Consider the following 20,874-nt stretch of genomic DNA (forward strand, 5'->3'; position numbering starts at 1 on the left):
TCTCATTCTCCGGATCCGTCCCCGCCTGCTGCGTCAAGGATGCCGGGCAGGGCCCGGACGAACGCGTCCGCCTCGGCCTCGGTGAGTACGTACGGGGGCATCAGCCGTACGACGTCGGGGGCGGGCGCGTTGACCAGGAAGCCGGCGTCCTGAGCCGCCTGCTGCACCTGGGCGGCGAGCGGCTCGGTCAGCACGATACCCAGCAGTAGGCCCGAGCCCCGGACGTGGGAGACCAGGGCGTGGCCCGTGCTCTCGATCCCGGTGCGCAGCCGCTCGCCCCGGGCCTTGACCTGGTCGAGCAGCCCGCCCGTGGCGATCGTGTCGATGACGGCGAGGCCGGCGGCGCAGGCGACCGGGTTCCCGCCGAAGGTGGTGCCGTGCTGGCCCGGCCGGAGCAGGTCGCCGACGGGGCCGAAGGCGACCACCGCACCGATGGGCAGTCCGCCGCCCAGCCCCTTGGCGAGGGTGACGATATCGGGCTCGACGTCCTCGTGGGCCTGGTGCTCGAACCACTGGCCGCACCGGCCGATGCCGGTCTGGACCTCGTCGAGGACGAGGAGGGTGCCGGTGGCGCGGGTGATCTCGCGGGCGGCCGTCAGATAGCCGGCGGGGGGCACGACGACGCCGTTCTCGCCCTGGATGGGCTCGATGACGACGAGCGCGGTCTCCTCGGTGACGGCGGCCCGCAGGGCCTCCACGTCACCGAACGGGACGTGCGTGACATCGCCCGGCAGCGGCCGGAAGGGCTCCTGCTTCTTCGGCTGCCCGGTGAGCGCGAGGGCGCCCATGGTCCGGCCGTGGAAGCCGCCGTCGGTCGCGACCATGTGGGTCCGCCCGGTCAGCCGGCCGATCTTGAAGGCGGCTTCGATGGACTCGGCGCCCGAGTTGCAGAAGAAGACCTTGCCGGGGCGGCCGAACAGCTGGAGCAGCCGCTCGCCGAGCGCGACGACCGGCTCGGAGATGAAGAGGTTGGAGACGTGGCCGAGCGTGGAGATCTGCTCGGTCACGGCGGCCACGATCGCCGGGTGGGCGTGGCCGAGGGCGTTGACCGCGATGCCGCCGACGAAGTCGGTGTACTGCTTGCCGTCGGCGTCCCAGACCTGGGCGCCCTCGCCGCGTACGAGCGCCACCGCGGGGGTGCCGTAGTTGTCGGTCAGCGCGCCCTGCCAGCGAGCTCCGTACTCCTGGTTGCCGGTGCCCTTCGTCATTCTGCTCCCCCTGACTGGTGGTCGGGCACAACCATCGTGCCGATGCCGGAGTCCGTGAAGATCTCCAGCAGGATCGAGTGCTCGACCCGTCCGTCCAGCACACGGGCGGTGTTCACGCCGTTGCGCACGGCGTGCAGGCAGCCCTCCATCTTGGGCACCATGCCGCTGGACAGTTCGGGCAGCAGCTTCTCCAGCTCACTGACGGTGAGCTTGCTGATGACCTCGTCGCTGTTCGGCCAGTCCGCGTACAGCCCCTCGACGTCGGTGAGCACCATCAGCGTCTCGGCGCCGAGCGCGGCGGCGAGCGCCGCGGCCGCGGTGTCGGCGTTGACGTTGTAGACGTGGTGGTCGTCGGCGCTGCCCGCGATGGAGGAGATGACCGGGATCCGGCCGTCCTCCAGCAGGGCCTCGATCGCGCCGGTGTCGATGGAGGTGATCTCCCCGACCCGGCCGATGTCGATGACCTCGCCGTCGATCTCCGGGCTGTGCTTGGTCGCGATGATGGTGCGCGCGTCCTCGCCGGTCATACCGACGGCGAGCGGCCCGTGCTGGTTGAGCAGTCCGACCAGCTCGCGCTGGACGTGGCCCGCCAGCACCATCCGTACGACGTCCATGGCCTCCGGGGTCGTCACGCGCAGCCCGGCCTTGAACTCGCTGACCAGGCCCTGCTTGTCGAGCTGGGCGTTGATCTGCGGGCCGCCGCCGTGCACGACGACCGGCTTGAGGCCGGCCTGCCGCAGGAAGACCACGTCCTGGGCGAAGGCCGCCTTGAGGTCCTCGTCGATCATGGCGTTGCCGCCGAACTTGATGACGACGACCTTGCCGTTGTGGCGGGTGAGCCACGGCAGCGCCTCGATGAGGATCTGCGCCTTGGGCAGGGCGGTGTGCTTGCGGGCGGTGCCGCCGGCGGTGCCGGGCTGGCCGGCCTTCTCGTCGCTCATGAGGAGTACGCGCTGTTCTCGTGGACGTAGTCGGCGGTCAGGTCGTTGGCCCAGATGACGGCCGATTCGCTGCCGTTGGAGAGGTCGGCGGTGATGCGCACCTCGCGGTCCTTCATCGAGACCAGGTCGCGGTCCTCGCCCACCGATCCGTTCCTGCAGACCCAGACGCCGTTGATGGCGACATTCAGCCGGTCCGGGTCGAAGCCGGCCTTGGTGGTGCCGATCGCGGAGAGCACCCGGCCCCAGTTCGGGTCCTCGCCGTGGACGGCGCACTTGAGCAGGTTGTTCCGGGCGATGGAGCGGCCGACCTCGACCGCGTCGTCCTCGCTGGCCGCGCCGATGACCTCGATGCGGATGTCCTTGCTGGCGCCCTCGGCGTCGCCGATGAGCTGGCGGGCCAGGTCGTCGCAGACCTTACGCACGGCCTCGGCGAAGTCCTCGTACGCCGGCACCTGGCCGGAGGCTCCGGAGGCGAGCAGCAGCACCGTGTCGTTGGTGGACATGCAGCCGTCGGAGTCGACCCGGTCGAAGGTGGTGCGGGTGGCGGCCCGCAGCGCCTTGTCGAGGGTGGCGCTGTCCAGGTCCGCGTCGGTGGTGATGACGACGAGCATGGTGGCGAGCCCCGGGGCGAGCATGCCCGCGCCCTTGGCCATGCCGCCGACGGTCCAGCCGGCCTGGGAGACGGTGGCCGTCTTGTGGACGGTGTCGGTGGTCTTGATGGCGATGGCGGCGGCCTCGCCGCCGTCCTCGGACAGGGCTGCGGCCGCGCTCTCGATGCCGGGGAGCAGCTTGTCCATGGGGAGCGGGACGCCGATCAGGCCGGTGGAGGCGACCGCGATCTCGCCGGCGTTGAATTCGCCGCCGAGGACCCGCGCGGCCTTCTCCGCGGTGGCGTGGGTGTCCTGGAAGCCCTTGGGGCCGGTGCAGGCGTTGGCGCCGCCGGAGTTGAGGACGACCGCGCTGACGGCGGCGCCCCGCAGGACCTGCTCGGACCAGTGCACGGGTGCGGCCTTGACGCGGTTGGAGGTGAAGACGCCCGCCGCGGCCAGACGCGGCCCGTTGTTGACCACCAGGGCCAGGTCGGGGTTGCCGTTGGCCTTGATTCCGGCGGCGATGCCGGCTGCCGTGAATCCCTGTGCTGCCGTGACACTCACGGTGCGACTCCGATCGTGGAAAGTCCCAGGCTCTCGTGAAGCCCCAAGGCGATGTTCATGCTCTGCACCGCGCCGCCGGCGGTGCCCTTGGTCAGGTTGTCGATGGCGCTGACGGCGATGATCCGGCGGGCGGACTCGTCGTAGGCGACCTGGACGTGGACGGCGTTGGAACCGTGGACGGACTTGGTGGACGGCATCCGGCCCTCGGGCAGCAGGTGGACGAAGGGCTCGTCGGCGTAGGCCTTCTCGTAGGCGGCGCGCAGCGATTCGGCGGTGGTGCCGGGGAGCGCCTTGGCCGAGCACGTGGCGAGGATGCCGCGGGCCATGGGCACGAGGGTCGGCGTGAAGGAGACGGAGACCCGCTCTCCCGCGAGCGGGCTCAGGTTCTGGACCATCTCGGGCGTGTGGCGGTGTCCGCCGCCGACGCCGTAGGGGGTCACCGAGCCCATCACTTCGGCGCCGAGCAGGTGCGGCTTGAGGGCCTTGCCCGCGCCCGAGGTGCCGGTGGCGGCGACGATCACGGCCTCGGGCTCGGCGAGGCCGCCCTGGTAGGCGGGGAAGAGCGCGAGGGTGACGGCGGTGGGGAAGCAGCCGGGGACGGCGATGCGCTTGGTCCCTGCCAGTGCCTCGCGTGCGCCGGGCAGTTCGGGGAGCCCGTAGGGCCAGGTGCCGGCGTGCGGGGCGCCGTAGAAGGCGTCCCAGTCGGCGGAGTCCTCGAGCCGGTGGTCGGCGCCCATGTCGACGACGAGGACCTGGTCGCCGAGCTGGGCGGCGACGGCGGCGGACTGGCCGTGCGGCAGGGCGAGGAAGACCACATCGTGGCCGGCGAGGACCTCGGGAGTGGTGGCCTCCAGGGTGCGACCCGCCAGCGGTACGAGGTGGGGTTGCAGGGAACCGAGGAGCTGTCCGGCGTTGGAGTTGCCCGTCAGGGCGCCGATCTCCACCTCGGGGTGCGAGAGCAGGAGGCGCAGGGCTTCTCCACCCGCGTACCCGCTCGCTCCGGCCACCGCTACACGTACCACCATCGGACCCTCCTCATCGATGGCATGACTATACGTACTTACGCACGTTTATGCAATGTCCGGAGTCTCGACAGGAGGGGTGCGCGCAAGGGGCGGACGACTGCGGCGCCCCTGGAAGATGTCTAGCAGGAAAGCCCGCGCCCCGCGGGCGATTCGGACGCCCGCTTCGATATGCGGGCGCCTGCTTCGATATGCGGGCGACGGGCGGAGTGCCGCCGGGCCTCGGCGGTGCGTCCCGTCGACGAGACGGACCTGTGGCCGCTTCTACTCCGGGGCCTGCAGGGACAGGTGCCAGCTGCCGGACCAGCCGGTCAGGGTCATCGTCGACAGCGGCCGGACGTCCACGTTCCAATAGGTCAGCGGGGGCGCCTTCAGGGCGTACACCAGGGCCGCCCGGACCACCGAGGGCTCCGCCACCGCCACGATCGCGCCGCCGTCGTCGGCGGGGCGGGTGTCCAGCCAGCCGCCGATCCGGGAGATGAAGGCGAGCAGGGACTCGCCGCCGTGCGGGGCGGACCGCGGATCGCTGAGCCACAGGTCCACCGCCCCGGGCTCGTGGGCGGTCACCTCGGCCAGGGTCAGCCCCCGCCAGCGGCCCATGTCGCACTCGCGCAGCGCGGGCTGCGCCAGGGGCGCGTACCCGAGGGCCTCGCCCGTGGCACGGCTGCGCGGTGTCGGAGAGCAGTAGCGCAGCTCGGCCGCGCCCAGGGGTACGAGGCCCCGGGCGGCGGACTCGACCGAGCGCCAGCCGGCCCCGTCCAGCGGGCGGTCGTCGTCGAAGCGCTCGGCGAGCAGCGCGGAGCTACGGGCTGCGGCAACGAGCGAAACCCGAACATGCATGCGGCGATGGTGAGCCGCGTACCGCCTGCGGTCAAGCGTCCGGACCGAGGCCCTCCGCCAGGCCGGTGCGCAGCCGCTGGACCGCCTCGACCAGTTCGCCGGGGCCTGCGACCCCGGCGAAGCTCAGCCGGACGTGCGGTCCCGGGGGTTCGGCGCAGAAGTACGGGCGGCCCGGGGCCACCGCCACCCCGGCGCGCAGGGCCGACGCCGCGAAGGCCGTGTCGTCGCCGCCGCCGGCCGCCCGTACCCACAACTGGTATCCGCCGGACGGCAGATGCGGCAGCTCCAGGGTGGGCAGCTCCCGCCGCAGCGCGCCAGCGAGCACGTCGCGGCGGTGGCGCAGCTCGGCGGCCACCGTCCGCAGGTGGCGCGGCCAGGCCGGTGCGCCGACCAGTTCGAGGGCGGCTTCCTGGAGGGGCCGGGGCACGAAGAAGCTGTCCACGATCTGGATGGCACGCAGCCGGTCGACCACCGGGCCCCGAGCGGCCAGGGCGCCGACCCGCAGGCTGGGCGAGGTGGACTTGGTCAGTGACCGGACGTGCACCACCACCCCGTCCGCGTCCTCGGCGGCCAGGGTCGCAGGCAGCGGACCCGCGTCCTCGTGGGCCAGGGCCCGGGCGTAGTCGTCCTCGACCACGAAGGCCCCGGCGGCCCGCGCGATGCGCAGCACCTCGGCCCGCCGCCCCGGAGCCAGTACGGCCCCGGTCGGGTTCTGGAACAGCGGCTGGCATACGAACACCCGCGCCCCGGTCGCCTCGAAGGCGGCGGCCAGCAGCTCCGGCCGGACCCCCTCGGCGTCCACCGGTACCGGCACGGGCCGGCACCCGGAGGCCCGGGCGATGGCGAGCAGCCCGGGGTAGGTCGGGGACTCGACGAGGATCGGCGCCCCGGGCGGGGCGAGCGCCCGCAGGGCGGTGGCCAGCGCGCTCTGCCCGCCCGCGGTGACCAGCACGTCGGCGGCGACGAGCGCGCCGCCGATCTCCCGGGCGAACCAGTCGCGCAGTTCGGGGAGCCCCTCCAGGGGCGGCCGCCCCCAGGCTCCGGGCCGCCGCCCGGCCCGGGCCAGCGCGGCAGCCATGGCCCGCTCGGGCTGGAGGGAGGGGTGCAGATAGCCGCTGTTGAGCTCGATCACCCCGGGCGGCGGCGCGGCCAGCGAACCCAGGACTCCGGTGGCGTCGACGGAGCGCGGGACGATGTCCCCGGCCCCCTCGGCGCTGAGGGCGACCTCCTGCCAGGAGGTGTCGCCGGCCGCGGGGGCCGCCGTACGGGGGGCCGCGCGGAAGACTCCCGCGCCGGGCCGGGTGAGAACGAGGCCCTCGGCGGCGAGCTGGGCGAGGGCCCGGGAGACGGTGACCGGGCTGACCCGATAGCGCTCCACCAGGGCCCGGCTCGACGGGAGCTTTCCACCTACCGAGTAGCGGTCGAGCTCGGACCGCAGGGATTCAGCCAGCTCCGCCACACTGCTACGCTCATACATGACAGCACAGAATAGCGCTACTCTCCCGACCACGATAGCGGTCAACAACCCGGTGCGCCGGGGCACCGCTCTCGCCCTGCTCGGCGTCGTCGCCTTCTCGCTGACCTTCCCCGCCACCGCATGGGGTCTGGAGAGCTTCGGCCCGTGGTCCCTGGTCGCGCTGCGCAGTGCCCTCGCCGCCGCCATCGCCGGCGTCTTCCTGCTGGCCCGGCGGGTACCGCTGCCCGCCCGCGAGCACTGGGCGGGCCTCGCCGTGGTCGCCGCCGGGGTGGTCGTCGGGTTCCCGATGCTGACCACCCTCGCGCTGACGACCTCCACGACCTCGCACGCCGCCGTGGTGGTCGGCCTGCTGCCGCTCACCACCGCCGCCCTGTCCGCGCTGCGCACCGGGGTCCGCCCCTCGCGCGCCTTCTGGGCCGCGGCCCTCGCCGGGGCCGCCGTCGTACTCGCCTTCACCCTCGCGCAGAGCGGGGGCGCCCTCTCCGCCGGCGACGCCTACCTGTTCGGCGCCCTGCTGGTGTGCGCCGCCGGGTACACCGAGGGCGGCCGCCTCGCCCGGGTGCTGCCCGGCTGGCAGGTGATCGGCTGGGCGCTGGTCCTGTGCCTGCCGCTCAGCCTGGCGGGCTCCGCGATCGGGCTCGCGTACGAGCCGGTGCACCTCAGCGGCCACGGGCTCGCCGGGCTGGTCTGGGCCGCGGCCGGCTCCACCTTCCTCGGCCTGTACGTCTGGTACCGGGGCATGGCCGAGATCGGGGCACCGAGGGCCAGCCAGCTGCAGCTCGCGCAGCCGCTGCTGACCCTCGTCTGGTCGGTGGCCCTGCTGGGCGAGCACCTGTCCCCGGCCGCACCGGCCGCCGCCTGTGCGGTACTCGTCTGCATCGCCGTCACCCAACGGGTCAAATAGCCGCACGACGACCTAAACTGCTAGCACCGGATCGGACCGCCACCGAGGAGGTCAGTTATGCGCGCGACCGAGGGCGACCAGCTGGTGCAGCACGGCAGGATCGTCGGGCAACAGGACAAGGTGGGCGAGATCACCCAGGTTCTGGGCGAGAACGGAACCCCCCCGTACCGGGTCCGCTTCCAGGACGGACACGAGGCACTGATGGCTCCCGGACCCGACTGCACGGTCCGCCACCCGTCAGAACCCGCTCACTGAATCAGCGCGGGGACGCCGCCGACCGGTAGTGGTCGGCGACCACCCGGGCCATCGCCCCGTTGGGGTCCGCGACCACCTGCTTCGCGGAGAAGTAGGCGTGGCCGCGGACCTCCGGGTACCCGCGGGCGAACCGCAGGTGCTTCGACAGCTCCCCGGGATCGCGCCAGGCCTCGGTGGGGCTGTCGGCGTCGCAGCGGTACAGCGCCTCCCCCACGTACAGGTCCACCTCCGTACCGGCGACGGTCCGCGCCCACCAGGGCACGACGTCGGCGTAGTCGGCGGTCGGGTGCCCGATGTGCCAGTACGCCTGCGGCACGATGTAGTCGATCCAGCCCTCCTTGACCCACTTGCGGGTGTCCGCGTAGAGGTCGTCGTAGGTCCCGAGGCCCGCACGGGTCGGCGAACCGGCCGGGTCCCGGTCGGAGTTGCGCCAGACGGCGAACGGGCTGATCCCGAACCGGGGCGCCGGCCGGAGCGCCCGCAGCCGTACGGACATCTCGCGGACCAGGGTGTCGATGTTCGCGCGGCGCCAGGCGGCGCGCGAGGCGAAATCCGTCCCGTACTCCTCGAAGGCTTCGTCGTCGTCGAAGTACTCCCCCTCCGCCGGGTACGGGTAGAAGTAGTCGTCCCAGTGCACCGCGTCCAGCGGGTAGCGGGAGACGGCGTCGAACATGGCGTCCTGGACGAAGCGCCGCACCTCCGGCAGGCCCGGGTTGTAGTAGAGCTTGCCGCCGTACTCCACCGTCCAGCCGGGGTTGCGCCGCGCCGGGTGCGTGGACACCAGGCGGTCGAGGTCGGTGTGGTTGGCCACGCGGAACGGGTTGAACCAGGCGTGCAGCTCCAGCCCGCGGGCGTGCGCCTCCTTGACCGCCGTACCCAGCGGGTCCCAGCCCGGATCCACCCCCTGCTTCCCGGTCAGCCACTGGGACCAGGGCTCCAGCTTCGAGGGCCAGAACGCGTCCGCCGCCGGCCGCACCTGGAGGATCACCGCGCCGAGGCTCCGCCCGACGGCGGCGTCGAGCAGACCGAGCAGCTCCGTGCGCTGCCGCGCGGCGGAGAGACCGCTCTCGGAGGGCCAGTCCACATTGGACACGGAGGCGATCCACATGCCGCGGAAATCGACGGCTCCGGCCCGGTCCGGCTTCTTCGTGCGCCGGGCCGCCGCCTGCGCGGGCGGGCCCGTCGTGGCGGCGGCGATCACCCCCAGGGCTCCGGCCAGCAGCGCCCGTCGACCGATGTACGCCATGTGACATCTCCACTTCACTGAGTGACATTGCAGGATGTCAGCTCAGCATGCCCGCCCCGGCCCGCCGCCCGGCGCAAGGTCGGGAGTAACGTCGGGGGGCGTGGCGGGCGCCGGAATCGTACGGGGGACCCGCCCACGGATGAGCTGCGAAAGGCACGAAGTGACTGACCTCCCTTCCGACATCACACGGGTCGGCGTAGTGGGCTGTGGCCAGATGGGCGCGGGTATCGCCGAGGTGTGCGCCCGCAGTGGCCTTGAGGTCAAGGTCGCCGAGACCACCGGCGAAGCCCTGGAGATCGGCCGTACCCGGCTGCACAACTCCCTGACCAAGGCCGCCGAACGCGGCAAGATCAGCGAGGAGGAGCGGGACGCCACCCTGGCCCGCCTCACCTTCACCACCGACCTCGGCGAGTTCGCCGACCGCGACCTCGTCATCGAGGCCGTCGTCGAGAACGAGCAGGTCAAGACGGAGATCTTCCAGGTCCTCGACCAGGTGATCACCCGCCCGGACGCGATCCTGGCCTCCAACACCTCCTCGATCCCGCTGGTCAAGCTGGCCGTCGCGACCTCGCGCCCCGACCAGGTCATCGGCATCCACTTCTTCAACCCGGCCCCGGTGCAGCAGCTGGTCGAGCTGATCCCGGCGCTGACCACGGGCGAGGAGACGATCAAGCGCTCCGAGGCCCTGGTGCGGGACGTGCTGGGCAAGCACGCCATCCGCGCCCAGGACCGGTCGGGCTTCGTGGTGAACGCGCTGCTCATCCCGTACCTGCTGTCCGCGATCCGGATGTTCGAGTCGGGCATCGCGAGCCGCGAGGACATCGACAACGGGATGGAGCTGGGCTGCGCCCACCCGATGGGCCCGCTGAAGCTGGCGGACCTGATCGGCCTGGACACGGTGGCCTCGGTGGCGGACTCGATGTACGCGGAGTTCAAGGAGCCGCTGTACGCCGCTCCCCCGCTGCTGCAGCGCATGGTCGACGCCGGCCGTCTGGGACGCAAGTCGGGCGCGGGCTTCTACCCGTACGGCTGATCCCTACGGCTGTCCCAGCCGCAGGTGGTGCAGCAGGAGCAGCCCGGCCGCCATGTTGGCGGCCGGGATCTCCCCGCGCGCGATCATGTCCGGCACGAGTTTGAGCGGGACCCACTCCCGGCGCGAGGACTCGAAATCGTCCTCGGGATGGCCGATGTGGGTGGCTCCGTCCGCCCAGTAGAGGTGGTGGCGGGCATCGGTCAGCCCGTTGGACGGCTCGACGGTCATCAGGTGGTGGAGCGGGCCGGGCCGCCAGCCCGACTCCTCCTCCATCTCGCGGGCCGCCGCGACCGCGATGTCCTCGCCGTCCTCGACCACCCCGGCGGGCAGTTCCCAGCCCCAGCTGTCGGTGATGAAGCGGTGCCGCCAGAGCAGCAGCACCTCATTGGCCTCGTTGACGGCCGTGGCGACGGCGACCGGACGCAGCCGGATCACGAAGTGGTCCAGGTGCCGGCCGTCGGGGAGTTCCACATCGGCGAGGTTCACGTCGAACCAACGGTTCTTGTACACAGTCTGCTCACTCAGGTTCATCCACTGCACGGCAGTGCCACCTTCCTTTCGAGTAGGTGGCACTCATGGCAGCAGCTGACCGGTCACAGCGGAACGCGCAGCGCCCCGTCGATGAGCCGCGCGGTCTCTTCCGCGCCCGTACAACCGCTGGTCAGAAGCTGTTCGCGGACCGTCCGCAGCCGGTCGCGCAGCCGCAGCGACTCCATGCCCCTGGCCCGCTCGGTCATCTCGGCCGCGGACGCCGCGGCCCGGTCCGCCTCCCCCTGGCGCAGCTGGATCTCGCACAGCATCGCCAGCCGGTGCACCCGGCCGCGGTCGTGCGCGGGGGTGCCGACGGCGGCGGTCGCCTGGATCCGCGCGGCTTCCAGATCGCCCAGGCTGAGCAGCGCCTCGGCGACCTGGACGTTGACGAGCCCCGGCTGTACGTAGCCCGTCTCGTCCGGCTCGCTGCCCGGGCGGATCCGCTCGGCGGCCGCCTCCGCCTTGCGGATGCAGGCCAGCGCCGCCCGGGTGTCGCCGAGTTGGGCGTACGCCTTGGCCTGCATGGCGTGGAGGTCCGCGGCCAGCGCCGGTGTGGTGTGCCGCCCGGCGGCGCGCAGCGCGGCCTCGGCGAAGGCGACGGCCTGGCGGTACTCCCTCAGGTGCAGGGACTGGTTGACGATCAGCGCGATGACATAGGCCCCGAGCCCGCGGTCCCCGCTCGCCTTGGCCAGGCGCAGTGCCTGGTGGAAGTAGCGCTGGGCCAGCCCGTGGGCGTCCGAGTCGTAGGCGCAGATCCCCGCCACCGCCACCAGGGACCCCGTGGCCCGGTGCAGCCGGCGGCCGAGGTCGTCGGAGTAGCTCCCGCGCAGCATGGGCGCGGTCTCACTGCCGAGGAAGCGGACGATCCGGTCCCGGGTGGCCAGCCCGCCGGCCCGGCGGTACATCAACTCGTAGTGGGCGCGGGCCGACTTCAGAATCTCGATGTGCTCGGGCCCGATCGGGTTCGGGCCCTCGCGGGAGACATCGGCGTCCTCGGGCGGATTCTCCCATTCCCACACCGGGATCACCGCGGGCGTCCCGGTGACCGCCTCGGCGGCGAGCAGTTGGGGACGGGCCTGGCCGTCGGAACGCCACAGTGCGGCGGCCCGGTCCACGAACCCGCTGAGCGGCGAGGCGTGCAGCGGGACCGGCTGGTCCGCCGCGCCGAGCCCGACGTCGTCCAGCCCGAGGGGCCGTCGCAGCCTGCCGCCGAGCACCTCGCAGATCAGGTCGGGGACCTGGCCCCGGGGCCGCTGGCCCTTCAACCACCGCGTCACGGCGGTGTGTTCGTAGCGCAGGGCGAGTCCGCGGGTGCGGCCTGCCTGGTTCACGTACGCGGCGAGTCCGGCATGGGACATGCCCGCCTCGGCGAGGAGGGCCTCGAGCAGGACATTGGGCTGCATGGGCCGCTCCAAGGGCTCGTCACTCTCAGGCTAGTGGGTGCGTGGTTCACACGGGGTGTGAATCGAGTACGCGCATAAATGCGACGCGCACTCTGCCGCACGGCCCCCCGAAGGCGCTTCACTGAAGAGCCTCGCCAAGAGGTAGCTCGGGTCGTCGGCTCCCCCTCGTACAGTGCGACGACCCGTCACCGCGCCGCCCGTTCTGCTGTCTGCCCGACACTCCATGGCAGGCGGGCGGCGCGTTCCGGCTCCGCCGGCGCCCGGTTGGTCGCCGCGCCCCGGCAGGAACCGAGCCGGACGCGCGCCGAGCCCATCCACCGGGCCCGGCGCGCGGGCCCGGCGCCACGTTCTCACCCGAACGAGTGAGGGCCCCTCCGGTGGTCCGGAGGGGCCCTCACTGACGTACGAAGCGGCTACGCGCCCCGGAGCACCGCCCCGGTCCGCTCACCCGCGAGGGCCACCGCCGCGTCACGCGCGGCCGTGGACTCCTCGGCGGTCAGCGTCCGGTCGGCCGCGCGGAAGCGCAGCGCGTAGGCCAGGGACTTCTTGCCCTCGCCGACCTGCTCACCGGTGAACACGTCGAACAGCCGCAGCGATTCGAGGAGTTCGCCCGCGCCCTTGCGCAGGGCCGCCTCGACCGTGGCCGCCGGGACCGACGCGTCGACGATCAGCGCCACGTCCTGGGTCGCCACCGGGAAGGAGGAGATCCGGGGTGCCTGCAGGGCCTCGCCGCCGGCCGCCGCGAGGCGGTCCAGGTCGAGCTCCATGGCGCTGGTGCGGGCCGGCAGGCCCATCGCCTTGACCACGCGCGGGTGCAGCTCACCGGCATGCCCGATGACGTGCTCGACCCCGCCGACGGTGACGACGAGCTCGGCGCAGCGGCCCGGGTGCCAGGGGCCGTAGCGGCCCTGGCGGACGACCAGCTCGGCGCCCGCCTCGTCGGCGAGCGCGCGGGCGGCCTGGACCGCGTCCGCCCAGTCGGCCGGGCGGCCCTTGCCCCACCAGCCGGCCTGCTCGCGCGCACCGGCCAGCACGACCGCGGCGTACCGCGGCTGCGCGGGCAGGGCCGCGTTCAGGGTGGCGATCTCCTCGTCCGTGGGACGCCGGTCGACGGGCAGCCGTACGGCGACACCCGGCCGGTCGGCGGCACGGAAGACCGAACCGGTCTCGAAGAGCGCGAGGTCGTGGCTGCCCCGGCTGTCGTTGCGGCGCAGCGCGGCGAGCAGACCCGGCAGCAGCGTGGTGCGCAGCGCCGGCTCCTCGTCGGAGATCGGGTTGACCAGCTTGACGACCTGGCGGGCGACATCGTGCGCCGGGAGCTGGAGCTGGTCGAAGACGCCCTCACCGACGAACGGGTAGCTGAGCGCCTCGACGTAGCCCGAACCGGCCAGCGCGCGGCCGACCCGGCGGTGCAGCTGCTGCCGGGCGGTCAGACCGCGGCCGGAGGGAACCTGCGGGAGGGTCGACGGGAGGTTCCCGTAGCCCTCCAGCCGGATGACCTCTTCGGCGAGGTCGTTGGGCTCGGCGAGGTCGGGCCGCCACGACGGGACGGTGACGACGAGCTCGTCCTGGCCGTAGACGTCGCAGCCGATCTCCTGGAGGCGGCGCACGACGGTCTCGCGGCCGTACTCCATGCCCGCGACCCGGTCCGGGTGGTCCGCGCCCATCGCGATGGTGCGCGGGGCGCCCGGGGCGATGATCTGGGTGACGCCGGCCTCGGCGGTGCCGCCCGCGAGCAGCACGAGCAGGTCGACGGTCCGCTGTGCGGCCGCCGCGGCGGCCTGCGGGTCGACGCCCCGCTCGAAGCGCTTGGAGGCCTCCGAGGAGAGCTTCAGGCGGCGGGCGGTGCGCGAGATCGACACGGAGTCGAAGTGCGCGGCCTCGATGACGACGTCCGTGGTCCCCGTGACCTGGCCGGTCGCGCCAGAGGGATCAAAAGGCGTCGTGACGGAGTCGGCGATCTCCGTGTTGGCGCCGCCCATGACACCGGCGAGACCGATCGGTCCGCTGTTGTCGGTGATCACCAGGTCCTCGGCGTCCAGCGTGCGCGTGACGCCGTCGAGGGTGGTGAGCTTCTCGCCCTGCTCGGCACGGCGGACACCGATGGTGCCGTCGATGCTGGAGCGGTCGTAGGCGTGCAGCGGCTGGCCGAGCTCGAGCATCACGTAGTTGGTGATGTCCACGGCGAGCGAGATCGGGCGCATGCCCGCCTTCTGCAGGCGGCGGGTCAGCCAGATCGGGGAGCGCGCGTCGGGGTCGAGACCGGTCACCGTGCGGGCGGTGAAGCGACCGCAGCCGGCCGGGTCGTCGACCTTGACCGGGTAGCCGTACGAGTTCGGCGCGGGCACGTCGAGCAGCGCCGGGTCGCGCAGCGGCAGGCCGTAGGCGGTGGCCGCCTCGCGGGCGACACCGCGCAGGGACATGCAGTAGCCGCGGTCCGGGGTGATGTCGATGTCGAGGACCTCGTCGACGAGCTGGAGCAGCTCGATCGCATCGGTGCCGACCTCGTGCTCGTGCGGCAGCACGATGATGCCGTGCGTGCCGTCGTCGCCCATGCCCAGCTCCTCGCCGGAGCAGATCATGCCGTGCGAGGTGCGGCCGTAGGTCTTGCGCGCGGCGATCGCGAAGTCGCCGGGCAGGACCGCGCCCGGCAGGACCACGACGACCTTGTCGCCGACGGAGAAGTTGCGGGCGCCGCAGACGATCTCCTGCGGCTCGCCGGTGCCGTTGGCCGGGCCGACGTCGACCGTGCAGAAGCGGATCGGCTTGCGGAAGCCCTCCAGCTCCTCGATGGTCAGCACCCGGCCGACGACGAGCGGGCCCTTGAGGCCGCCGCCGAGCTGCTCGACGGTCTCGACCTCGAGGCCGGCGTCGACCAGCTTGGCCGCCACGTCGCGACCGGTTTCACCCGCGGGGAGGTCGACGTACTCCCGCAGCCAGGAAAGCGGGACGCGCATCAGATCTCACTCCCGAACGGCCGGGTGAAGCGAACGTCACCCTCGACCATGTCTCGCATGTCTTCGACGTTGTGGCGGAACATCAGCATCCGTTCGATGCCGAACCCGAAGGCGAACCCGCTGTACTTCTCGGGGTCCACACCGCAGGCGATGAGCACCTTGGGGTTGACCATGCCGCAGCCGCCGAGCTCGATCCAGCCCTCGCTGGAGCAGGTACGGCACGGGCGGTCGGGGTTGCCCACCGACTCGCCGCGGCACACGTAGCACTGCATGTCCATCTCTGCGGACGGCTCGGTGAAGGGGAAGAAGTGCGGGCGCAGCCGCGTGGTGGTGCCCTCGCCGAAGAGCTCCTGGACCATGTGGTCCATGGTGCCCTTGAGGTCCGCCATGGTCAGGCCCTCGTCCACGGCGAGCAGCTCGACCTGGTGGAAGACCGGGGTGTGCGTCGCGTCGAGCTCGTCGGTGCGGTACACCCGGCCCGGGCAGACGATGTAGACGGGCGGCTTGCGCTCCAGCAGCGAGCGCGCCTGCACCGGGGAGGTGTGGGTGCGCAGCACGACACCGGACTCGTCGCCCTCGGTGCCCTCGGGCCCCTGGACGAAGAAGGTGTCCTGCATCTGGCGCGCCGGGTGGTCGGGCGTGAAGTTGAGGGCGTCGAAGTTGAACCACTCCGCCTCCACCTCAGGCCCCTCGGCGACCTCGTACCCCATGCCCACGAAGATGTCCGCGATACGGTCCATCAGCGTGGTCAGGGGGTGCCGGGCGCCGGCGGGGACGCGGTCGTAGGGCAGTGTGACGTCCACGGCCTCCTCGACCAGCACCCGCTCGTCGCGCTCCGCCTCGAGCGCGACCGTGCGGGCCCCGAAGGCCTTGTTCACGGCGCCGCGGGCCTGGCCCACACGCTTGCCCGCCTCGGCCTTGGCCTGCGGGGGCAGCGCGCCGATCTCGCGGTTGGCGAGCGCCAGGGGCGAGCGGTCGCCCATGTGCGCGGTCTTCGCCTCACGCAGCGCGTCGAGGTCGCCGGCGGACGCGAAGGCGGCGAGCGCCTCGTCCCGCATGCGCTCGATCTCTTCCGGTTTCAGTGCCTCGACCTCGACAGGGTCGTACGACTTGTTCGGTGCCGACATCTCTTCCCGTACTTCCGATGGCTGGCTGGTGGGTCCCCGTACGGCGCGATCAGACCGATCGACACAGAGACACAAGGGTGCCAAAGGACGAGTCTAAAGGTCGCTGGGGGTGAAGGAGCCCGTGGGCCGCCTGCCGGGACTCTCTGCAGGGCTACTGCGTGAGGTACGCGGGGGCGCTCACGGGCAGGATAAATCGAAACTCGGCGCCGCCGCCGGGGCCGCGGCCGACCGTGATGGTCCCGCCGTGGGCCTCCACGATGCCCTTGACGATGTACAGGCCCAGGCCGGTGCCGCCGCGCTTGCTCCCCCGCCAGAAGCGGGTGAAGACGCGGCCCATCGACTCCTCGGGGATCCCGGGGCCTTCGTCGGACACGGTGACGGCGGTTCCCTTCTCATGCGGCGACACCCCGATGGTGACCGTTCCCTCTCCGTGGCGCACCGCATTTTCGAGGAGGTTGCCGAGAATCTGGTCGATCTTGTCCGGATCGGCCCACAGATCGGGGAGCGGGCGGCTGACGCTCAGGAGGAACCGCTCGGGTGCCTGCCCGTTCGCGGTGAGCGCCTGCACGTGGCGGCCGACGGCGGTGGCGATGTCCACCGGCTGCCGGCGCACCTCCAGGCGGCCGGAGTCGATGCGGGAGATGTCGAGCAGTTCGGCGATCAGGCGCGTGACCCGGTTGGCGTCGGCGTCGACGGTCTCCAGCATCAGGCGCTTCTGGTCGTCCGTGAACCGCTCCCACTTGGCGAGCAGGGTGGCCGTGAACCCCTTGACCGAGGTCAGCGGGGAGCGCAGCTCGTGGGCGACGGTGGCGATCAGCTCGGCGTGGCTGCGCTCGGTGCGGCGGCGGGCCTCGGTACCGCGCAGGGTGACCACGAGGCGGCGCACCGGGCCGGTGGGGTGCGTACGGATGTAGCTGGCGGAGACCAGCACCTCGCGGCCGCCCGGGAGCAGCAGGTTCCGCTCGGGCTGTCCGCGACGGGTGGCGAGGCCCCCGTACGGGTCGGTCAGCGCCCACCAGCGGCGGCCTTCGAGGTCCTCCAGCGGGAGCGCCCGGTCGATGCGCGTGCCGAGCGCCTGGGCGGGGTCGGTCGCCGTCATCCGGGCGGCGGCCCGGTTGAAGCAGATCACCCGCCCGGTGTCGTCGGCCACGACCAGCCCGTCGGGCAGGGTGTCGGGGTCGATCCCGAAGCCGGGACCCTCTGCGGCGAAGTCCCCGCCGCCCGCGACCGCCCCGCGGGACCCGGCCTGTGGAGGCACGGCGCGCAGGGCTTCGGAAGCGAGCGCCGCGGGCAGTGCGGGCGCGCCGTCGGCGGGCCCGGCCGTACGGACGGAGGGCCCGCCCTGCACCGGCGCACCGGCCGTCGTAGCGGCCCCCGGCGAACTGTTCGTACCGACGGTCATGTCCCCGTACCCCACATCTCCGAGTAGCGCAGTGGGCCCCCGGGCCGCCACATTACTAGCTGGGGGTCACGGAGCGGCACCCTCCGGGCGCCCGCTGTGCACGGGCGGACGCGTAGAGGCACACGGCGGCGGCCGTCGCCAGGTTCAGACTCTCGGCCTTTCCGTGGATCGGGACCCGTACGACGGCGTCCGCGAGGGCCCTGGTCTCCTCCGGCAGGCCCCAGGCCTCATTGCCGAAGACCCAGGCGGAGGGCCCGCCCATGGTGCCCGCGTCCAGTTCGCAGTCGAGGTCGTCCTCGCCCGCGCCGTCGGCCGCCAGGATCCGTACGCCGGCGGCCCGCAGGCCCTCGACGGCCTGCTCCACCGGAACGCCGACGGCGACCGGGAGATGGAAGAGGGAGCCCACGGAGGCCCGTACGGACTTGGGGTTGTAGAGGTCCACCGAGGCGTCGGTCAGCACCACCGCGTCGGCGCCGGCGGCGTCCGCGCAGCGCAGCACCGTACCGGCGTTGCCGGGGTCGCGGACGTGCGCGAGAACGGCGACCAGCTTGGGCTCGGCCCTCAGGATCTCCTCGAAGGGGGAGTCCAGGAAGTGGCAGACGCCGACCAGGCCCTGCGGGGTGACGGTCTGCGAGACCTCGGCCAGCACCTCGTCGGAGGCGTAGTGCACGCGGGCGCCCGCGTCCAGGGCGGCCTGGATGATCTCCGTGTAGCGCTCGGCGGCCTCGACGGTGGCGAACAGCTCGATCAAGGTCGACGCCCCCGTGGGACCGCGGTGCGCGACGGCCTCGCGGACGGCCTGCGGGCCCTCGGCGATGAAGCGGCGCTCCTTGGTGCGGAAGTTGCGCCGCGCCAGTCGCCTGGCGGCGGCCACCCGCGGGGATCGGGGGGAGATCAGCTCGTCGGGGTGACCCATGGTGTGTGCGGTTCTCTCTCGGGGTTCCGGGCGGACGGGGCGGGACGGCAGCGGGCGGCAGCCGGGCGGCGGGGCGGAAAGCACACGGACCCGCAGGCGAATGCCTGCGGGTCCGTGGGGGCCGGCCCTGTGCGAGCCCGGGCCGGCTAGCCCTTAGGCAGCGGCCTTGGGGGCGTTGACGTCGGCCGGAAGGGCCTTCTGCGCGACCTCGACCAGCGCGGCGAACGCGTTGGCGTCGTTGACGGCCAGCTCAGCGAGGATCTTGCGGTCCACCTCGATGTTGGCGGCCTTCAGACCCTGGATGAGGCGGTTGTAGGTCATGCCGTTCTGGCGGGCAGCGGCGTTGATGCGCTGGATCCACAGCTGACGGAAGTCGCCCTTGCGCTTCTTGCGGTCGTTGAAGTTGTAGACCAGCGAGTGGGTGACCTGCTCCTTGGCCTTGCGGTACAGGCGCGAACGCTGACCGCGGTAGCCGGAGGCCGCCTCGAGGATCGCCCGGCGCTTCTTGTGGGCGTTTACTGCCCGCTTGACGCGTGCCACTTTTTAACTCCTTGTAGCGGGGCCGTGGGTGTCTTCACACGGCCCGAATTCGATGGGGTCCCGGTCTTGACGTCCCGCTCCCGAACTGGGGAGCGGAGGACGTCACTTGCCGAGAAGCTTCTTGATCTTCGCGGCGTCGCCGGGGGCCATCTCCGCGGTGCCGGTCAGGCGGCGGGTGACACGGGACGACTTGTGCTCGAGCAGGTGGCGCTTGCCGGCGCGCTCACGGAGCACCTTGCCGGAGCCGGTGATCTTGAAGCGCTTCTTGGAACCGCTGTGCGTCTTGTTCTTCGGCATAGCGCCGTTATCTCCTCGTCGGTGGCGCTCCCGCCGGTCCTGTGGGGACCGGCTGACGGGAGCGTCATGTTGTGTCGGTGATCCGAGACGGGCTGCCTCGGAATCAGGCCTCGGCGTTCGCCTCGTCGGCCGGCGCCTCTTCGGCCGGCGCCTCTTCGGCGGCGGCTTCGGTGGCCTCGGCGGAGGCGACCTCGGTGGTGTCATCGACCTCGACGGCGGCGTCCTCGGAAGGAGCCTCGTCTTCGGTGTGGGCGACACCCTGACGCTCCGCCTTGCGGGCGGCCTGCGCCTCGCGGGCTTCGGCCATCGCCTCGGTCTTCTTCTTGTGCGGACCGAGGACCATGATCATGTTTCGGCCGTCCTGCTTCGGGTTCGACTCGATGAACCCGAGGTCCTCGACGTCCGAAGCGAGACGCTGCAGCAGTCGGTAGCCGAGTTCCGGCCTGGACTGCTCGCGACCACGGAACATGATCGTGATCTTGACCTTGTCGCCCTGCTTGAGGAACCGAACGACGTGACCCTTCTTGGTGTCATAGTCGTGCGGGTCGATCTTCGGCCGGAGCTTCATTTCCTTGATGACCGTGTGCGCCTGGTTCTTGCGCGCCTCACGGGCCTTCATGGCCGACTCGTACTTGAACTTGCCGTAGTCCATGAGCTTGCAGACCGGCGGGCGTGCGGACGCCGCGACCTCGACCAGGTCGAGGTCGTACTCCTGCGCGAGCTCAAGCGCCTTCGCAAGCGGCACGATGCCGACCTGCTCGCCGCTGGGACCGACAAGCCGTACCTCGGGAACGCGAATCCGGTCGTTGATGCGGGGCTCGGTGCTGATGGATCCTCCTCGGTAGCACCACACGACTGCCTGGCAGACAGCCGCTGACGTGTATTTCCGTCAGACCGACCACGGCGGGAGAATGAAAAAAGCCCCGCCGGGCACAGGCAGGGGCTCCAAAACAACCGGAACACCGTCGCGTGCGAACCGCGGGGCGTAAAATCGGGCAGCTTTCCATCGTCCGTACGGAACGATGGATACCGCCTGACCGGTGACCCGCCGCCCCGGAGGGCAGTCAGGTGGGAGAACGGAGCCTCCACTTGTGGGCCGGGCACAGAAGTGTCCGGCCGGTCGAAGTACATACTAGCACCCGTGCCGCAAGCCCGCCGCACGGCATATCGTGGGGCACATGACTGACGCGACACCCCCCACCGAACCCACTGCCGACGGCGCCCCCGACTACGACACCATGACCCGCGACATCGCGGACGTGCCCGCCGTCGAGGTGATCACCACGGTGGCCGTGCACCTGCTGAGCGCCGCGGCGGTCAACCTGGGCCTGGACAAGCCGGACTCCGAGCACAAGGACCTCGACGAGGCCCGCAAGCTGATCACGGCCCTGGCCGGCCTGGTCGCCGCGAGCGCCACCGAGATCAGCTCCTTCCACGCGGCCCCGCTGCGGGACGGCCTCAAGTCGCTCCAGCTGGCCTTCCGCGAGGCCTCGATCGTGCCGGACGAGCCGGGCCAGGGGCCGGGCGAGAAGTTCACGGGTCCCGTCTTCGGCTGATCCGTCCCGCTTCGGCGGCCCCGACGACGACAACGGCCGGCGCACTCCCCGGGGAGTGCGCCGGC

The 20,874-nt window shown here is 72.1% G+C and carries 20 protein-coding genes; 4 read left to right on the forward strand and 16 right to left on the reverse strand.

Annotated elements, in window-relative coordinates; genetic code table 11:
* Positions 1 to 2: 2 nt before the first annotated feature.
* The 6 genes from ACIQZO_RS15175 to ACIQZO_RS15200 all read right to left on the reverse strand — a co-directional run bounded on the left by ACIQZO_RS15175 (position 3) and on the right by ACIQZO_RS15200 (position 6,642).
* Complete coding sequence (locus ACIQZO_RS15175) at positions 3 to 1,208, reverse strand: acetylornithine transaminase (RefSeq protein ID WP_403625565.1); 1,206 nt, start codon at positions 1,206 to 1,208, stop codon at positions 3 to 5.
* Positions 1,205 to 2,149 carry an acetylglutamate kinase gene (gene argB, locus ACIQZO_RS15180; RefSeq protein ID WP_403625568.1) on the reverse strand — a complete coding sequence of 315 codons (945 nt, stop codon included), beginning with the start codon at positions 2,147 to 2,149 and terminating at the stop codon, positions 1,205 to 1,207. The genes ACIQZO_RS15175 and argB overlap by 4 nt, the downstream gene beginning before the upstream one ends.
* Positions 2,146 to 3,303, reverse strand: a complete 1,158-nt coding sequence (gene argJ, locus ACIQZO_RS15185) for a bifunctional glutamate N-acetyltransferase/amino-acid acetyltransferase ArgJ (RefSeq protein ID WP_403625571.1) — start codon at positions 3,301 to 3,303, stop codon at positions 2,146 to 2,148. Before argJ ends, argB begins: the two co-directional genes overlap by 4 nt.
* Positions 3,300 to 4,328 (reverse strand): N-acetyl-gamma-glutamyl-phosphate reductase, encoded by a 1,029-nt coding sequence (gene argC, locus ACIQZO_RS15190; protein WP_403625574.1) that lies wholly within the window; start codon positions 4,326 to 4,328, stop codon positions 3,300 to 3,302. Before argC ends, argJ begins: the two co-directional genes overlap by 4 nt.
* A 261-nt stretch (positions 4,329 to 4,589) precedes the next feature.
* Complete coding sequence (locus ACIQZO_RS15195) at positions 4,590 to 5,165, reverse strand: histidine phosphatase family protein (RefSeq protein WP_403625576.1); 576 nt, start codon at positions 5,163 to 5,165, stop codon at positions 4,590 to 4,592.
* A 31-nt stretch (positions 5,166 to 5,196) separates the two neighbouring features.
* Positions 5,197 to 6,642 carry a PLP-dependent aminotransferase family protein gene (locus tag ACIQZO_RS15200; protein WP_403625579.1) on the reverse strand — a complete coding sequence of 482 codons (1,446 nt, stop codon included), beginning with the start codon at positions 6,640 to 6,642 and terminating at the stop codon, positions 5,197 to 5,199.
* Here ACIQZO_RS15200 and ACIQZO_RS15205 point away from each other — a divergent pair.
* Both ACIQZO_RS15205 and ACIQZO_RS15210 read left to right on the forward strand, forming a co-directional pair.
* Positions 6,641 to 7,546 carry a DMT family transporter gene (locus ACIQZO_RS15205; RefSeq protein ID WP_403625582.1) on the forward strand — a complete coding sequence of 302 codons (906 nt, stop codon included), beginning with the start codon at positions 6,641 to 6,643 and terminating at the stop codon, positions 7,544 to 7,546. The two genes, ACIQZO_RS15200 and ACIQZO_RS15205, sit on opposite strands and share 2 nt — an antisense overlap.
* A gap of 57 nt (positions 7,547 to 7,603) precedes the next feature.
* The gene (locus ACIQZO_RS15210) at positions 7,604 to 7,801 is read left to right on the forward strand and encodes a DUF1918 domain-containing protein (protein WP_403625585.1); all 198 of its coding nucleotides are present in this window, start codon (positions 7,604 to 7,606) and stop codon (positions 7,799 to 7,801) included.
* A gap of 1 nt (position 7,802) precedes the next feature.
* Here the strand turns inward: ACIQZO_RS15210 and ACIQZO_RS15215 are convergent, their stop codons facing one another.
* Complete coding sequence (locus ACIQZO_RS15215) at positions 7,803 to 9,047, reverse strand: glycoside hydrolase family 10 protein (protein ID WP_403625588.1); 1,245 nt, start codon at positions 9,045 to 9,047, stop codon at positions 7,803 to 7,805.
* A gap of 139 nt (positions 9,048 to 9,186) precedes the next feature.
* Between ACIQZO_RS15215 and ACIQZO_RS15220 the strand changes: the two genes are divergently transcribed.
* Positions 9,187 to 10,080 (forward strand): 3-hydroxybutyryl-CoA dehydrogenase, encoded by an 894-nt coding sequence (locus ACIQZO_RS15220; protein ID WP_403625591.1) that lies wholly within the window; start codon positions 9,187 to 9,189, stop codon positions 10,078 to 10,080.
* A 3-nt stretch (positions 10,081 to 10,083) separates the two neighbouring features.
* Here ACIQZO_RS15220 and ACIQZO_RS15225 read toward each other — a convergent pair whose 3' ends face one another.
* The 9 genes from ACIQZO_RS15225 to infC form a co-directional block, all read right to left on the reverse strand.
* The gene (locus ACIQZO_RS15225) at positions 10,084 to 10,611 is read right to left on the reverse strand and encodes an NUDIX hydrolase (RefSeq protein WP_237545486.1); all 528 of its coding nucleotides are present in this window, start codon (positions 10,609 to 10,611) and stop codon (positions 10,084 to 10,086) included.
* Between the two features lie 62 nt (positions 10,612 to 10,673).
* Positions 10,674 to 12,014: a transcriptional regulator gene (locus ACIQZO_RS15230; RefSeq protein WP_403625593.1), complete on the reverse strand. Its 1,341-nt coding sequence runs from the start codon at positions 12,012 to 12,014 to the stop codon at positions 10,674 to 10,676.
* 413 nt (positions 12,015 to 12,427) lie between these two features.
* A complete protein-coding gene (gene pheT / locus ACIQZO_RS15235; protein WP_403625596.1) occupies positions 12,428 to 14,971 on the reverse strand; it encodes a phenylalanine--tRNA ligase subunit beta in 2,544 nt (847 codons plus the stop codon).
* Positions 14,971 to 16,098 carry a phenylalanine--tRNA ligase subunit alpha gene (gene pheS / locus ACIQZO_RS15240; RefSeq protein WP_403625598.1) on the reverse strand — a complete coding sequence of 376 codons (1,128 nt, stop codon included), beginning with the start codon at positions 16,096 to 16,098 and terminating at the stop codon, positions 14,971 to 14,973. The genes pheT and pheS overlap by 1 nt, the downstream gene beginning before the upstream one ends.
* A gap of 151 nt (positions 16,099 to 16,249) precedes the next feature.
* Positions 16,250 to 17,500 (reverse strand): ATP-binding protein, encoded by a 1,251-nt coding sequence (locus ACIQZO_RS15245; protein ID WP_403625601.1) that lies wholly within the window; start codon positions 17,498 to 17,500, stop codon positions 16,250 to 16,252.
* Between the two features lie 55 nt (positions 17,501 to 17,555).
* Complete coding sequence (locus tag ACIQZO_RS15250) at positions 17,556 to 18,416, reverse strand: TrmH family RNA methyltransferase (RefSeq protein WP_403625604.1); 861 nt, start codon at positions 18,414 to 18,416, stop codon at positions 17,556 to 17,558.
* A 153-nt stretch (positions 18,417 to 18,569) separates the two neighbouring features.
* Positions 18,570 to 18,956 carry a 50S ribosomal protein L20 gene (gene rplT / locus ACIQZO_RS15255; protein ID WP_007263143.1) on the reverse strand — a complete coding sequence of 129 codons (387 nt, stop codon included), beginning with the start codon at positions 18,954 to 18,956 and terminating at the stop codon, positions 18,570 to 18,572.
* 102 nt (positions 18,957 to 19,058) lie between these two features.
* Positions 19,059 to 19,253: a 50S ribosomal protein L35 gene (gene rpmI / locus ACIQZO_RS15260; protein ID WP_030387121.1), complete on the reverse strand. Its 195-nt coding sequence runs from the start codon at positions 19,251 to 19,253 to the stop codon at positions 19,059 to 19,061.
* 103 nt (positions 19,254 to 19,356) lie between these two features.
* A complete protein-coding gene (infC, locus tag ACIQZO_RS15265) occupies positions 19,357 to 20,106 on the reverse strand; it encodes a translation initiation factor IF-3 (RefSeq protein WP_403625608.1) in 750 nt (249 codons plus the stop codon).
* A 325-nt stretch (positions 20,107 to 20,431) separates the two neighbouring features.
* Between infC and ACIQZO_RS15270 the strand changes: the two genes are divergently transcribed.
* Positions 20,432 to 20,809: a DUF1844 domain-containing protein gene (locus tag ACIQZO_RS15270; RefSeq protein ID WP_403625611.1), complete on the forward strand. Its 378-nt coding sequence runs from the start codon at positions 20,432 to 20,434 to the stop codon at positions 20,807 to 20,809.
* Positions 20,810 to 20,874: the final 65 nt, after the last annotated feature.

The sequence above is a fragment of the Streptomyces sp. NPDC097617 genome, assembly GCF_044761485.1.
GTDB lineage: Bacteria > Actinomycetota > Actinomycetes > Streptomycetales > Streptomycetaceae > Streptomyces.